Source organism: Pseudomonas glycinis (assembly GCF_054871425.1).
Genome location: NZ_JBTYHF010000012.1, coordinates 73,425 through 86,797, shown reverse-complemented (window position 1 = coordinate 86,797; position 13,373 = coordinate 73,425). Strand labels below are relative to the sequence as shown.

The 13,373-nt window shown below is 60.8% G+C and carries 15 protein-coding genes; 10 read left to right on the top strand and 5 right to left on the bottom strand.

The genetic code is table 11. The features are described 5' to 3' along the window. From ACYSTU_RS25010 to ACYSTU_RS25000, 3 genes are all read left to right on the top strand, one after another. Complete coding sequence (locus ACYSTU_RS25010; RefSeq protein WP_016987935.1) at positions 1-300, top strand: YciI family protein; 300 nt, start codon at positions 1-3, stop codon at positions 298-300. Positions 301-408: 108 nt separating this feature from the next. Beyond that, positions 409-819 carry an SH3 domain-containing protein gene (locus tag ACYSTU_RS25005; protein WP_016771128.1) on the top strand — a complete coding sequence of 137 codons (411 nt, stop codon included), beginning with the start codon at positions 409-411 and terminating at the stop codon, positions 817-819. 7 nt (positions 820-826) lie between these two features. Next, positions 827-1,504, top strand: a complete 678-nt coding sequence (locus ACYSTU_RS25000; protein WP_016771129.1) for a response regulator transcription factor — start codon at positions 827-829, stop codon at positions 1,502-1,504. A gap of 149 nt (positions 1,505-1,653) precedes the next feature. Here ACYSTU_RS25000 and ACYSTU_RS24995 read toward each other — a convergent pair whose 3' ends face one another. After that, on the bottom strand, positions 1,654-2,127 hold the full coding sequence (locus ACYSTU_RS24995) for a hypothetical protein (RefSeq protein ID WP_499002225.1): 474 nt from the start codon (positions 2,125-2,127) through the stop codon (positions 1,654-1,656). A 262-nt stretch (positions 2,128-2,389) separates the two neighbouring features. Between ACYSTU_RS24995 and ACYSTU_RS24990 the strand changes: the two genes are divergently transcribed. Continuing rightward, complete coding sequence (locus ACYSTU_RS24990; RefSeq protein WP_016771130.1) at positions 2,390-2,842, top strand: Spy/CpxP family protein refolding chaperone; 453 nt, start codon at positions 2,390-2,392, stop codon at positions 2,840-2,842. A 176-nt stretch (positions 2,843-3,018) separates the two neighbouring features. Further along, entirely contained in the window at positions 3,019-4,359 is a 1,341-nt protein-coding gene (locus tag ACYSTU_RS24985) for a sensor histidine kinase (protein ID WP_130901632.1), read from the top strand. A gap of 230 nt (positions 4,360-4,589) precedes the next feature. On the opposite strand, the gene ACYSTU_RS24980 is transcribed toward ACYSTU_RS24985, so the two are convergent. Continuing rightward, positions 4,590-5,156 (bottom strand): nitroreductase family protein, encoded by a 567-nt coding sequence (locus ACYSTU_RS24980; RefSeq protein ID WP_073472838.1) that lies wholly within the window; start codon positions 5,154-5,156, stop codon positions 4,590-4,592. Between the two features lie 121 nt (positions 5,157-5,277). On the opposite strand from ACYSTU_RS24980, the gene ACYSTU_RS24975 reads away from it, so the two are divergent. Beyond that, positions 5,278-6,732 carry a TrkH family potassium uptake protein gene (locus ACYSTU_RS24975; RefSeq protein ID WP_038363735.1) on the top strand — a complete coding sequence of 485 codons (1,455 nt, stop codon included), beginning with the start codon at positions 5,278-5,280 and terminating at the stop codon, positions 6,730-6,732. Here ACYSTU_RS24975 and ACYSTU_RS24970 read toward each other — a convergent pair. Continuing rightward, positions 6,689-7,750, bottom strand: a complete 1,062-nt coding sequence (locus ACYSTU_RS24970; protein WP_205869270.1) for an AraC family transcriptional regulator — start codon at positions 7,748-7,750, stop codon at positions 6,689-6,691. The two genes, ACYSTU_RS24975 and ACYSTU_RS24970, sit on opposite strands and share 44 nt — an antisense overlap. Positions 7,751-7,915: 165 nt before the next feature. Here ACYSTU_RS24970 and ACYSTU_RS24965 point away from each other — a divergent pair, with 165 nt between their 5' ends. Continuing rightward, a complete protein-coding gene (locus tag ACYSTU_RS24965; protein ID WP_122611674.1) occupies positions 7,916-8,227 on the top strand; it encodes an Mpo1-like protein in 312 nt (103 codons plus the stop codon). 14 nt (positions 8,228-8,241) lie between these two features. Further along, positions 8,242-8,832 (top strand): HD domain-containing protein, encoded by a 591-nt coding sequence (locus ACYSTU_RS24960; protein ID WP_264364738.1) that lies wholly within the window; start codon positions 8,242-8,244, stop codon positions 8,830-8,832. 110 nt (positions 8,833-8,942) lie between these two features. On the opposite strand, the gene ACYSTU_RS24955 is transcribed toward ACYSTU_RS24960, so the two are convergent. Beyond that, positions 8,943-9,758, bottom strand: a complete 816-nt coding sequence (locus ACYSTU_RS24955) for a UDP-2,3-diacylglucosamine diphosphatase (protein ID WP_499002217.1) — start codon at positions 9,756-9,758, stop codon at positions 8,943-8,945. Between the two features lie 177 nt (positions 9,759-9,935). Between ACYSTU_RS24955 and ACYSTU_RS24950 the strand changes: the two genes are divergently transcribed. After that, a complete protein-coding gene (locus ACYSTU_RS24950; RefSeq protein WP_016771138.1) occupies positions 9,936-10,829 on the top strand; it encodes a DMT family transporter in 894 nt (297 codons plus the stop codon). Here ACYSTU_RS24950 and ACYSTU_RS24945 read toward each other — a convergent pair. After that, positions 10,823-11,110 carry an Rdx family protein gene (locus ACYSTU_RS24945; RefSeq protein WP_016771139.1) on the bottom strand — a complete coding sequence of 96 codons (288 nt, stop codon included), beginning with the start codon at positions 11,108-11,110 and terminating at the stop codon, positions 10,823-10,825. The two genes, ACYSTU_RS24950 and ACYSTU_RS24945, sit on opposite strands and share 7 nt — an antisense overlap. A gap of 71 nt (positions 11,111-11,181) precedes the next feature. On the opposite strand from ACYSTU_RS24945, the gene ACYSTU_RS24940 reads away from it, so the two are divergent. Continuing rightward, positions 11,182-13,371, top strand: a complete 2,190-nt coding sequence (locus ACYSTU_RS24940) for a patatin-like phospholipase family protein (protein WP_136492179.1) — start codon at positions 11,182-11,184, stop codon at positions 13,369-13,371. Positions 13,372-13,373: the final 2 nt, after the last annotated feature.

The following is a 13,373-nucleotide window of genomic DNA, read 5'->3' as shown; positions in this document are numbered from 1 at the left end:
ATGCTCTACGCCATCATTGCCACCGACGTTGCCAACTCGCTGGAAGCTCGCCTGGCCGCACGCCCCGCTCATCTGGAACGCCTGCAAGCGCTCAAGGGCGAAGGCCGCATCGTGCTGGCCGGCCCGCACCCGGCCGTCGACAGCAATGATCCGGGCGCAGCGGGTTTCACCGGCAGCCTGATCGTCGCCGAGTTCGACTCCCTGAGCGCCGCACAGGCCTGGGCCGATGCCGATCCGTACATTGCCGCCGGCGTTTACGCCAATGTGATCGTCAAACCGTTCAAGCAAGTCCTGCCTTAAGTCCTGCCACGCGATGAACCTTCTCGGTTCATCGCGCTCTCAATCGCTCATTATTCTCGTTTGCCTGCCGACAACCTGCCCAATATCCATTTGGAAACAGGTGTCGCGATGCGCAAGGGTCCGTTGTGTCTGATGTTGCTCACGTTGTCGATCATGGCCCCCGCCCATGGTGAGGAAACCACCGAAAGCGGCAGCTCCACACCATTGTCATTGAGCGCCGGCAGCCAGATCACCGAGCTGCAACAGCGGCTCAAGGCCAGTGAGCAGCAGCGCGAAGAACTGAACAAACAACTGCAAAATGCCGACAACACCCGTGAAAGCGCCCAGCTCGCCCGACTGCGCCAGGAGAACCAGCGTCTGAAGCTGCAACTCAAGGAAGCCCAGGCCAGCCCGCTGCCGCGTTTGCTGACCGATCAACAGCAGTGGTTCGTCACTGGCGCCGGGGTAGCGCTATTGGCGCTGCTCTGCGGTATCTTTGCCAGTGGTGCAAGCCGAAAACGTCGGCAATGGCTAAATTGAGTGAGTCATGAGCGAGCTGTTACTGATTGATGATGACCAGGAGTTGTGCGAACTCCTGAGTAGCTGGTTGAGCCAGGAAGGCTTCCAGGTGCGCGCCTGCCACGACGGCCAGAGCGCGCGCAAGGCGTTGGCCGAAACCGCCCCGGCGGCGGTAGTGCTGGACGTGATGCTGCCCGACGGCAGCGGTCTGGAACTGCTCAAGCAATTGCGCAACGACCACGCCGACCTGCCGGTGCTGATGCTGTCAGCGCGTGGCGAACCGCTGGACCGCATCCTCGGCCTCGAACTGGGCGCCGACGATTACCTGGCCAAACCCTGCGACCCCCGCGAACTGACCGCGCGCCTGCGCGCCGTGTTGCGGCGCAGCCATCCCGCCGCTGTGTCAACGCAACTTGAGCTGGGCGACCTGAGTTTCAGCCCGGTGCGCGGCGTGGTCAGCATCGACGAAAAAGAACTGACCCTGACCGTCTCCGAAAGCCGCCTGCTCGAAGCCCTCCTCAAGCAGCCCGGCGAGCCGCTGGACAAACAGGAACTGGCGCAACTGGCCCTCGGCCGCAAGCTGACCCTGTACGACCGCAGCCTCGACATGCACGTCAGCAACCTGCGCAAAAAAATCGGCCCCCACCCCGACGGCCGCCCGCGCATCGTCGCGCTGCGTAGCCGTGGTTACTACTACAGTTTATAAGACCTGCGCCGTGTAGAAGTGAGCCTGCTCGCGATGGCGGTGTGTCAGTCAACACACTCTTGTGCCATCGCGAGCAGCCTTACTCCAGAGGGCATCTGATCGTTTCCACGCTCTTTATGGGAATGCAGCCGTCGGTGGCTTTGCAGTGGTTAATCGGGCATCGAACGAATAATGTCGGCCAAATCGTCCTTGGTTATCTCGTTGGCCTTAATGGCAGCGGCAATGTCTTTTTTGGAAAGTGGAAAACGCTTGAAAATTTCTCGCAAAGTATTCGCATCAACATTTGCCAGCCAGAGCGGATCAATGAAAGAACCGCCGTACTCAGGCTTCATCGGTACTTCTTCGTGGGCAATCGTACCCTTATGGTTGAGATACAGCACATAGCGATCATGCCCTTCAGGAAAGCTTTTATCGTGATATAGCGTAGCTCCCTGCGGCAGCACGTAGTAATTCTCGTCGCCGTTTGGACCCTCGATCAGCAACGGTTCTTTAGTTTTGATCATCTTCATATCGTGCCCCTGCGAATCATGATCAAAAATCAGGAATGCCAAAAAAATTGCATTGACCGATAAAGCTGCCATCAGCCATTGGCCGACTTGCCTGGTAAACGTTTTATTTGTCATGGGGATCTCGGTATTTGCTTTGTTAAGGCACGCAGCCGTTGCTCTTATGCTGAGCGAGTACCGTCTAAATGAGCGATCACAGCCTCGGCCCGTGCATTATCCAAAAGATCGCAGCCTTCAGCACCTCCTGCACAGCATATGTGTAAGGCCGGGCACGAAACGTCTTTACCGAAGCTTTACGCTGCGCTGACCGCCGCTGACCTTGATCTGCGTAATCTGCACTCATCCGGAACGTACCGGGAACGAGACAAGGAGATACACCATGCGCAAGACTCTTATCGCTCTGATGTTCGCTGCCGCTCTGCCAACCGTGGCCATGGCCATGCCGCAAGATGGCGGTCCGCTCGGTGGTCCGCTGGATGGCCCGCGCCACGGCGGTCAGATGCACGGCGGCATGCACGGCAAAGGCCCGTACAGCGAGCTCGATCTGACCCGCGAACAGCGCGAGCAGATTCGCAAGATCATGGGCGAGCAGATGCACGAGCGTAAGCAGGTGGTCGACAAGTACCTGGAGAAACTCTCGCCGGCCGACCAGAAAGCCATGAAGGACGAGATCGCGGCCAACCACAAGAAAGCCGAGTCCGATGTCCGTGCACTGCTGAAACCTGAGCAACAGAAGCAATTCGACGAGATCCAGAAGAAACGCGCCGAACGCCGCGCCGAATGGGCCGAGTTCAAGGCCTGGAAAGCGCAGCAGGCACAAAAGGCGCAATAATGGCTTGACCTTGGGCCCGACGACTTACCTCGTCGGGCCTGTTCCATTCAAATCGAATGTGGGAGCGAGCCTGCTCGCGAAGGCGGTGTGTCAGCCAGCGAAGGTTTGACTGACACTACGCCTTCGCGAGCAGGCTCGCTCCCACATTTGAACGGTGTGATTTTCGAGGAGTTTCTGTGCGTTCACTGTTCTGGCGGATTCTTGCGAGCTTCTGGCTGGCCATCGCTCTGGTAGCCGGGCTGTCGATTCTGCTCGGGCACATGCTCAATCAGGACGCGTGGATTCTCAGCCGCCATCCCGGCCTCAACACGCTGGCGGCGGAATGGACGCAGACTTACGAAACCCAGGGCGAAGAAGCCGCGCAGGACATTCTCGAACAACGCAAACGTCAGTATCACATCGACGTTCAAGTGCTCAACGAAACCGGCGATCCGGTGGTGCGCGGCACCTTCCCGCGCCGCGCCGCAGCATTCGAAGCGCGGCAGAACAACGATGACCGCCGCCTGCCGTGGCGGCGTCTGACCGACGAAATCACCAGTGAAAAAACCGGTGATACCTACCTGTTCATCTACCGCATCCCACACCCGGAACTCGACGCCTGGCACCGCGAAAGCCTGCTCTGGCCGCTGAGTGCGCTGGGCATCGCGCTGGTGGTGCTGACCCTGTTCAGTTTGCTCGTGACTTTCTCCATCACCCGCCCACTGAGTCGCTTGCGCGGCGCGGTGCATGATCTGGGGCAGACGACTTATCAGCAGAACAGTCTGGCGAAACTGGCCAACCGCCGTGACGAATTCGGCGTGCTGGCCACCGATTTCAACCGCATGGGCGCGCGCCTGCAAAGCCTGATCGGCAGTCAGCGCCAATTGCTGCGCGATGTCTCCCATGAACTGCGCTCACCACTGGCGCGCCTGCGCATCGCGTTGGCTTTGGCCGAGCGTGCCAACCCTGAAGAGCGCGAAAAACTTTGGCCACGCCTGACCCGCGAATGCGACCGGCTGGAGGCGTTGATCAGTGAAATTCTGGTGCTGGCGCGAGTCGATGCCGACAACGCCAGCGCTGAAGAAGTGGACCTGAATGCGTTGCTCGCCACGCTGCAAAAGGATGCGCAGCTCAGCTCCCCCGAGCAGCCCGTGCGCCTGCAAGCCGAGCCGCAGTTGAATCTCAAAGGCTGGCCGACGATGATCGAACGCGCGGTAGATAATCTGCTGCGCAACGCCCAGCGCTTCAACCCGAGCGATCAGCCGATCGAATTGCACGCTGCGCGGCAGGCTGAGCGGATTGTCATCAGCGTGCGCGACCACGGGCCGGGGGTGCAGACCGAACATCTGAGTCAGTTGGGCGAGCCGTTCTACCGGGCGCCGGGGCAGACCGCTGCCGGGCATGGCCTGGGGCTGGCGATTGCCAAACGGGCGGCAGAACGGCATGGCGGCACGCTGACGCTGGCCAATCATCCGCAAGGCGGCTTTGTGGCGAGTCTGGAATTGCCGTTGGTACCGGGAGTCGTGGTCCAGCCCTGAAAAAGCCCCTCACCCCAACCCTCTCCCGGAGGGAGAGGGGGCCGACCGAGTTGTCTGCCGTTGTGCATCGACCTGAAAGACCGAGTCGATTATGAACTCGCAGAAACAACACGTCCGGTATCCCGACTCTGGATTCAGCGAAGGTCGCTCAGGTCGGTGTAACTCCAAAGCATCCCCCAATCAGTCCCCTCTCCCTCTGGGAGAGGGTTAGGGTGAGGGGCTTTTGATCTTCAGGCTTTACCGGGCCAGGCGCTGACGAACTCAGCCAGATCAACCTTCTCCGCCACGCGCGGCTCTTTCTGCGGTGTGCCGAGGTAGAGGAACGCGATCACCTCCTCGCCTTCCACCAGCCCCAAGCCTTCGGCCACATGCTTTGAGTACGCCAGATCCCCGGTGCGCCACACCGCGCCAATTCCCTGCGCATACGCCGCCAGCAGAATCCCGTGAGCCGCACACCCCGCCGTGAGCAACTGCTCGGCCTTCGGGTATTTCACGTGTTCCTGCAATTTCGCGATGACCACAACCACCAGCGGCGCGCGCAGTGGGCCGTTGCGGGCCTTGTCGATCATCGCTTCGGTGACTTCGCCGGCTTGCTGGCGGGCCGCCTCGGCCAGCAACTCGCCCATTTGCTCACGCGCTGCGCCTTCGACGGTCAAAAAGCGGTACGGCTGCAAGTGCCCGTGATCCGGGGCACGCAAGGCCGCGCCGAACAGGGCTTCGCGCTGCTCGGCAGTGGGGGCCGGTTCGACCAGGCGGGGAACGGAAACACGGTTGAGCAACGCGTCGAGAGCCTGCATCGGCCACCTCCTTTGAAAAATGTGCGGCTATTCTAGCTTCATCTGCGCAGCGCCTGCCGGTTTACATGCCTTGCCCCACAGGTAGAATGGCGCCCTTCTCCCACCAGCCCGAGCGGATTTCATGGCGTTGCCGACCTTACGGATCATTGGTTTTATCATCGGCATCTTCCTGATCACGCTGGCTGTGGCCATGGTCGTGCCGATGGCGACGCTGGTGATTTTCGAGCGCACCAGCGATCTGCCGTCGTTCCTCTGGGCGAGCATGATCACCTTTGTCGCCGGCCTCGCCCTGGTGATACCCGGCAGACCGGAACACATTCACCTGCGCCCGCGCGACATGTACCTGCTGACGGTCAGCAGCTGGCTGGTGGTGTGCATTTTCGCCGCGCTGCCGTTTCTGCTGACCCAGCACATCAGCTACACCGACTCGTTCTTCGAAAGCATGTCCGGCATCACCGCCACCGGCTCCACCGTGCTCAACGGCCTGGACAACATGTCACCGGGGATTCTGATGTGGCGGTCGCTGCTGCACTGGATCGGCGGCATCGGCTTTATCGGCATGGCGGTGGCGATTCTGCCGCTGCTGCGCATCGGTGGCATGCGTCTGTTCCAGACCGAATCCTCCGACCGCTCGGAGAAGGTCATGCCGCGTTCGCACATGGTGGCGCGGTTGATTGTGGCGGCCTACGTCGGCATCACCATTCTCGGCAGCCTGGCGTTCTGGTGGGCGGGAATGAGCCCGTTCGATGCGATCAACCACGCGATGTCGGCGATTTCCACCGGTGGTTTCTCGACCTCTGACCAGTCGCTGGCCAAGTGGACGCAACCGGCGGTGCACTGGGTGGCGATCGTCATCATGATTCTCGGCAGCCTGCCGTTCACCCTGTACGTGGCGACGCTACGCGGCAACCGCCGAGCATTGATCAAGGATCAACAGGTGCAGGGTTTGCTGGCGATGCTGCTGGTGACCTGGCTGGTGCTCGGCACCTGGTACTGGTGGACCACCAAGCTGCATTGGCTGGAAGCGCTGCGGCATGTGGCGCTGAACGTGACCTCGGTGGTCACTACCACCGGCTTCGCCCTCGGGGACTACAGCCTGTGGGGCAACTTCTCGCTGATGCTGTTTTTCTATCTGGGCTTTGTCGGCGGTTGCTCAGGTTCGACGGCGGGCGGCATCAAGATTTTCCGTTTCCAGGTCGCCTACATCCTGCTCAAGGCCAACCTCAATCAGCTGATCCACCCGCGCGCGGTGATCAAGCAGAAGTACAACGGTCACCGCCTCGACGAAGAAATTGTCCGTTCGATCCTGACCTTCTCGTTCTTCTTCGCCATCACCATCTGCGTGATCGCCCTGCTGCTGTCGCTGCTCGGAGTCGACTGGATGACCGCACTGACCGGTGCCGCCAGCACCGTGTCCGGCGTCGGCCCGGGTCTGGGCGAAACCATCGGCCCGGCCGGCAACTTCGCCACCCTGCCGGATGCGGCGAAGTGGATTCTGTCGTTCGGCATGCTGCTCGGCCGACTGGAGATCATTACGGTGTTTGTGCTGTGTATTCCGGCGTTCTGGCGTCATTGACCGCGTCCGGCACCTGCGTCAGGCGCAAGCGGTACTCGCCGGGCGTGGTGTCGAACCAGCGGCGGAAGGCGCGGAAGAAGTTGCTCGGGTCGGCAAAGCCCAGCAGGTAGGCGATTTCCAGCAAGGTCATGCTCGGTTGCGCCAGATATTGTTCGGCCAATTCACGCCGGGTGTCGTCGAGCAATTGCTGGAAACTGGTGCCCTCCTCCTGCAAGCGCCGCTGCAAAGTGCGCTGCGACAGGTGCAACGTCTGCGCCACGGTGTCGCGCTTGGGCTCGCCCTGGGGCAACAAACGACACAACACCTGACGTGCCCGGTGCGTCACGCGACTTTCGGAAAACCGCGCCAGATATTCCCCGGCAAAGCGATCATGCAACAGCGCCATGGCTTCGTTGGCGGTCGGCAGCGGCGCCTCCATATCGGCACGTTCGAAGATCAACGCATCGTAAGGCGCGTTGAACACCAGCGGCGCGTGAAAGGCTTCTTTATAGGGTTGCAGGTTTGTCGGCTGATCGCCCTGAACCAACACTTTGACCGGGTGCAGCGGGCGCCCGGTCAGCCAGCCGCACAGCGCCAACGCGCAGGCCAGTGACGCTTCGGCGCTCTGCCGGGTCGGCGGCAGATGATCGCCGTGCACGGTAAGAATCAGCGCGTAACCTTCCTCGAGCAGGCGAAAGCTCAGGTCAGCGCTTTCGGCAATGATGCGTTGATAGCGCACCAGACGCTGGAAGCCTTCAGCCAGGGTATTGCTCGACATCAGCGCATAGCCGGCGACATGAAATGAGGCCGGGCGCACCACTTTGCCCATGTTCAGGCCAATCGCGGGGTTGCCGGAAACCTCGACCGCGCGCTGCCAGAGCCGGGTCATGGAGTCTTGCGGGAAGCGTGCATCCGGATCTTCAAGGGCGCTGAAATCCAGCCCCAGCTGCCTGAACAGTACCCGGCAATCCAGGCCGTCCATCTCCAGTGCTTTGACAATCCCCATCGCCCAGCTTGCAGAAGTCGTTCGTTCGCTCATGGTTGTTATTCTTTTACATGACGGGCTGCAGATAACCGCCCTATTTGCGAAGGATACTAAAGTGGCGCCGATTGTCACTGGCCCACGCCAATGATCACTCTAGACTCAAATAAGCTCCCCGCCGAACAACTTGTTGCCAGAACAATCACCACAGAGAGCGCGGTCGTGGAAAACATCAAGCAGTTCAACAGCTTCGCCGAGTTCTATCCGTATTACCTCGCCGAGCACAGCAACAGCACCTGCCGTCGTCTGCATTTCATCGGCACTTCTCTGGTCATCTTCATCCTCGCCCTGAGCATCGCCAAAGGCGCCTGGCTGCTGTTGCTGGCATTGCCTGTGGCCGGTTACAGCTTCGCCTGGATCGGCCATTTCTTTTTCGAGAAAAACCGCCCGGCGACGTTTCAGCATCCGCTGTACAGCCTGCTCGGCGATTTCGTCATGTACCGCGACATGATTCTCGGTCGCGTGGCGTTCTGAATGAGGGTCTGCCAATGAATGCCCATGCTCGCTTCACCCATATGAAGGACGGCACCGAGGAAGACTGGGCGATTATCGCCGCCGATTTCAGTGCCTATGCCAGACAGCTGCCGTCGAGGATTTTCGCGCATCTGAAGCTGCTTGAGGGCGACTTCGGCGGTTTCCCGGTGGATCGCCTGACCCACTCGTTGCAAACCGCGACCCGCGCCTTTCGTGACGGGCGTGACGAGGAATACGTGGTCTGTGCACTGTTGCACGACATTGGCGACACCCTCGGCTCCTACAACCATCCGGACATCGCCGCAGCGATTCTCAAGCCGTTCGTGAGTGCGGAAAACCTGTGGATGGTGGAGAAGCACGGCATCTTTCAGGGCTATTACTTCTTTCATCACCTGGGCATGGATCGGCATTTGCGCGAGCAATTCAAGGACCATCCGCAGTTCCAGGCCACTGCCGAATTTTGCGCCAAGTACGACGCGGCGGCGTTTGATCCGGCGTACGACACGCTGCCGCTGAGTTTCTTCGAGCCGATGATGGAAAGGCTGTTTGCGCAACCGAAGAACTCGATTTACAAAGCCGCGATGCAAGAACACAGCCCGGCCTGAGAACACATGTGGGAGCGAGCCTGCTCGCGAAAGCGCGGTATCAGGCACAGAAGTTTCGTCTGACGCTACGCCTTCGCGAGCAGGCTCGCTCCCACAGGGTACTTTTTCGCTCAGGCGATTTCGGCAACTTTGGCAGCTTTCAATTCCGCCTCCCGCGCCTGGGCATCCGCCAATCGATACAACTCGATCGTGCCGTCCCAATGCTCGATCAGCGCTGTGCACGATTCGACCCAGTCGCCGCAATTGAGGTAGTCCACCTCCCCCACCTTGCGAATCTCGGCACGGTGAATATGCCCGCAAACCACGCCATGCAGTTCGCGCTTCACACACTCGTGGGCGATGGCTTCTTCAAAGTCGCTGATGAAACTGACGGCGGTCTTGACCTTGTGTTTCAGGTAGGCCGACAGCGACCAGTAGCCGTAGCCATAGCGGGCACGCCAGTGATTGAGCCAGCGGTTGAGGGTCAGGGTGAATTCATAGGCCGAGTCACCGAGAAACGCCAGCCAGCGGTGATAACGGGTGATCACATCGAACTGATCGCCGTGAATCACCAGCAAATGCCGGCCGTCCGCCGTAACGTGCACCGCTTCGTCGACCAACTGGATATTGCCCAGAATCAGCTTCGAATAGCGCCGCAGGAATTCGTCATGGTTGCCGGTGACGTAGATCACCTCAGTGCCGCGCTTGCTCATGGTCAGCAGGCGGCGGATGACGTTGGTGTGGGCTTGCGGCCAGTACATGCCGCTGCGCAGTTTCCAGCCATCGATGATGTCACCGACCAGATAAACCTTGTCGGCATGGTAGCCCTTGAGAAATTGCGACAAGTGCTCGGCCTGACAATCCCGCGTGCCCAGGTGCACATCGGAGATCCACAGGGTTCGCACCCGTTGTTTGCGACTGGGTCGGGCGAGCTCGGCGCTGGTCATGGGCAACCCTCTGCGATGTTTTCGCCAGCTTGCGCGCGCCGGGTTAATCGACCGTGACAGGCGTGAGTCAGTCGTGTGACAGCGCACATCGTTCACCACTTGAGGCTTTGAATGACAGACGCGGCGGCGACACCGCTTTAGACTGGCGCGCAATTGTTCTGTCTTTCAAGGATTGCAATGACTCCGCGTACTGCCCTCGGCGCCCTGCATATAGGCGCTTTGATGTTCGGCCTGACCGGTGTGTTCGGCAAACTCGCTGCCGCATCCCCTGCTGTGATCGTCTTTGGACGTGCGGCTTTTGCCGTGCTCGCCCTGGCATTTTTCGCCCGTTTCGCCAGCCAGCATGGTTGGCAGAAACTTCAGGCCGTGGACTGGCGGCGCCTCGCCCTCAGCGGCGTGTTGCTGGCTGGGCACTGGGTGAGTTTTTTCGTATCGGTGAAGATCGCCGGGGTGGCCATCGCCACCTTGGGCTTTGCCAGTTTCCCGGCGTTTACGGTGATTCTCGAAGGACTGATTTTCCGCGAACGCATCCGTGCCAATGAAATCGTCCTGGTGGTATTGGTCAGCATCGGTCTGGTGCTGGTGACGCCCGCATTTGATCTGGGCAGCGGCGCCACCGTCGGCTTGCTTTGGGCCGTACTGTCCGGCCTGCTGTTTTCCCTGCTGTCGCTGACCAACCGCGCCAGTTCCGGGCGCATCCCGGCGGTGCAGGCGGCGTTGTGCCAGAACGTCGTCGTGGCGTTGTGTCTGTTGCCGGTCGCGGCGCCGCAGTTGAGTCAGGTCCGAGCGCTGGACTGGTTGTGGATCGCCCTGCTCGGAGTGTTCTGCACGGGCGTGGCGCACAGCCTGTTCGTCGCCAGTCTGGCGGTGATCAAGGCACGCACGGCGGCAGTGGTGTTCGCCATGGAGCCGGTCTACGGCATCACCATCGCCTGGCTGCTGTTCAGCGAAACCCCGACCCTGCGGATGCTCATCGGTGGCGCGTTGATCATCGTCGCGATTGTGGTGTCGGCGCGGATGTCAGGCTCGGCCGACAAGAAAACCGTCGCCGCCGAGGCCGCCTCTCACTGAGTGCGGTCGTTGTGGCCGAGGTCGCGGTCAGGATCGATCTGATCGCGCACTCGCTGTTTCAATACCTTGGCCTCGGGAAAACCACCGTCGGCCTTGCGCTCCCAGATCTGCACACCCGCACAAGTGATGTGAAACACCCCGCCGGTGCCCGGCACCAATGACACTTTGCCCAGGTCGTCAGCGAAAGTGCTGAGCAGCTCCTGGGCCAGCCACGCCGCGCGCAGCAGCCACTGGCATTGGGTGCAATAAGTGATGACAACTTCGGCTTTGGCGACGGTCATGATCGCTGAAACTCCTGAGACAGAGGGCGCCGCTATAATAGCCGGCTTTACCGCTTGCCCCGAGACTCACAATGCGCCGTTTGCTGCTCTGCCTGCTGCTTGGTTTCCTTCCCCTGCTGGTTCTCGCCAGTGAGGCGCCACGACCGAAAGTCGGCCTGGTGCTGTCCGGCGGTGCTGCGCGCGGGCTGGCGCACATCGGCGTGCTCAAGGCGCTGGAAGAACAAGGCATCAGGATCGATGCGATTGCCGGCACCAGCATGGGCGCGGTGGTCGGTGGGCTGTACGCCTCGGGCTACAAGATCGATGAACTGGAAAAGCTCGCCCTGAGCATCGACTGGCAAGCGGCGCTGTCCGATGCGCCGCCGCGTGAGGACGTGCCATTTCGCCGCAAGCAGGACGACCGCGATTTTCTGGTGAAGCAGAAACTCAGCTTCCGCGACGACGGCAGTCTCGGCCTGCCATTGGGGGTGATTCAGGGCCAGAACCTCGCACTGTTGCTGGAAAGCCTGTTGGCGCACACCAGCGACACCCGCGACTTCGACAAACTGCCGATCCCGTTTCGCGCCGTGACCACCGACATCGCCAATGGTGAAAAAGTGGTGTTCCGCAAAGGCCACCTGCCGCAAGTGATCCGCGCGAGCATGTCCATCCCCGCAGTGTTCGCCCCGGTCGAGCTTGATGGCCGGTTGTTGGTGGACGGCGGCATGACCGACAACATCCCGCTGGATGTCGCGCGGGAAATGGGTGTCGACATTGCCATCGTCGTCGACATCGGCACACCGCTGCGCAACCGCAAGCAGTTGACTACCGTGGTGGACGTGCTCAATCAGTCGATCACCTTGATGACCCGGCGCAACTCCGAAGAACAACTGGCGACTCTGCATGCCAATGACGTATTGATCCAGCCTGCGCTGGCCGCGTTCGGCGTGACCGATTTCGGCAAGGCTCAGGAGATGATCGACGCCGGTTACCGCGCCACGCGGATCCTCGATGCGCGGCTGGCGCAACTCAAGCCGACGGAAACCCAGGACGCGGAACTGAACGCCGCCCGCCAGCCGGGACAGCGCACGCCGATCATTACGGCGATCCGCGTCGAAAACGATTCGAAAGTTGACGATGACGTGATTCGCTATTACATCCGCCAACCGATCGGCGCGCCGCTGGACCTGGGCCGCCTGCATTCGGACATGGGCACGCTGTACGGCCTCGATTACTTCGATCAAGTGCGTTACCGCGTCGTGCACAAAGGCCAGGATCACACACTGGTCATCAGCGCCAGCGGCAAGCGCAGCGGTACCGATTATTTGCGGGTCGGCCTCAATCTGTCGGACGACATGCGCGGCGACAGTGCTTTCAACCTTGGTGCGAGCTATCGCGTCAACGGCATCAACCGCCTCGGCGCGGAATGGCTGACCCGCGCGCAGATCGGCGACAAGCAGGAGCTGTACAGCGAGTTCTATCAGCCGCTGGACGTCGGCTCGCGTTACTTCGTCGCGCCCTATGGGTCGTTCGAGGCGCAGAACGTTGATTCGGTGCTGGATAACGATCCGATCGCGCAGTATCGGGTCGAGCGCTACGGCTTCGGCCTCAACCTTGGGCGGCAGATCGGCAACAACGGTGAAGTGCGACTCGGCGTCGGCCAGGCCTGGGGCAAAGCTGATGTGCGCATCGGTGATCAGGATCTGCCGAGCGAGAGTTTCAACGAAGGCTTCTATTCCGTGAAGTATTCCTACGACTCGCTGGACAACGTCTACTTTCCGCACGAAGGCAAGGACGTCAGCCTGACGTTTGCCCAGTTCGAACCGGGCCTGGGTTCAGACAATCGCTATCGCCAGTGGGAACTGAATTTCGACAAGGCCATGAGCCATGGCCCCGACACGCTGATTCTGGGCGGGCGCTACGGTCGGACGCTGGACGACGCCAATGTGGTGACCTCAAGCTTCCTGCTCGGCGGCGCGCGGCAGTTGTCGGGGTTCCGTGAGGATGCGCTGTCCGGGCAGAACGTCAGCCTGATGCGCGCGGTGTACTACCGCCGCCTGACGCCGCGCTCGTACCTGCCGCTGGACTTCCCGCTGTACGCCGGCGCCTCGGTGGAACGCGGTCGGGCGTGGAACAACGACAATGAATTCGACAGCGGCTACATCAATGCCGCGAGTGTGTTTATCGGCTTCGACACGCCACTGGGGCCGTTGAACTTCACGTATGGGTTGAATGATGCGGATGAGCAGGCGGTTTATCTGAATCTAGGGCAGACGTTCTGACG

Bases quoted from the DNA above. Each gene is read 5' to 3' on its own strand.
- ACYSTU_RS24990 (WP_016771130.1), top strand. From the start codon at position 2,390: ATGCGCAAGACTCTTATCGCTCTGATGTTCGCTGCCGCTCTGCCAACC.
- ACYSTU_RS24995 (WP_499002225.1), bottom strand. From the start codon at position 2,127: ATGACAAATAAAACGTTTACCAGGCAAGTCGGCCAATGGCTGATGGCA.
- ACYSTU_RS24940 (WP_136492179.1), top strand. From the start codon at position 11,182: ATGCGCCGTTTGCTGCTCTGCCTGCTGCTTGGTTTCCTTCCCCTGCTG.
- ACYSTU_RS25005 (WP_016771128.1), top strand. From the start codon at position 409: ATGCGCAAGGGTCCGTTGTGTCTGATGTTGCTCACGTTGTCGATCATG.
- ACYSTU_RS25000 (WP_016771129.1), top strand. From the start codon at position 827: ATGAGCGAGCTGTTACTGATTGATGATGACCAGGAGTTGTGCGAACTC.
- ACYSTU_RS24955 (WP_499002217.1), bottom strand. From the start codon at position 9,758: ATGACCAGCGCCGAGCTCGCCCGACCCAGTCGCAAACAACGGGTGCGA.
- ACYSTU_RS24980 (WP_073472838.1), bottom strand. From the start codon at position 5,156: ATGCAGGCTCTCGACGCGTTGCTCAACCGTGTTTCCGTTCCCCGCCTG.
- ACYSTU_RS24970 (WP_205869270.1), bottom strand. From the start codon at position 7,750: ATGAGCGAACGAACGACTTCTGCAAGCTGGGCGATGGGGATTGTCAAA.
- ACYSTU_RS24960 (WP_264364738.1), top strand. From the start codon at position 8,242: ATGAATGCCCATGCTCGCTTCACCCATATGAAGGACGGCACCGAGGAA.
- ACYSTU_RS24975 (WP_038363735.1), top strand. From the start codon at position 5,278: ATGGCGTTGCCGACCTTACGGATCATTGGTTTTATCATCGGCATCTTC.
- ACYSTU_RS24945 (WP_016771139.1), bottom strand. From the start codon at position 11,110: ATGACCGTCGCCAAAGCCGAAGTTGTCATCACTTATTGCACCCAATGC.
- ACYSTU_RS24950 (WP_016771138.1), top strand. From the start codon at position 9,936: ATGACTCCGCGTACTGCCCTCGGCGCCCTGCATATAGGCGCTTTGATG.
- ACYSTU_RS25010 (WP_016987935.1), top strand. From the start codon at position 1: ATGCTCTACGCCATCATTGCCACCGACGTTGCCAACTCGCTGGAAGCT.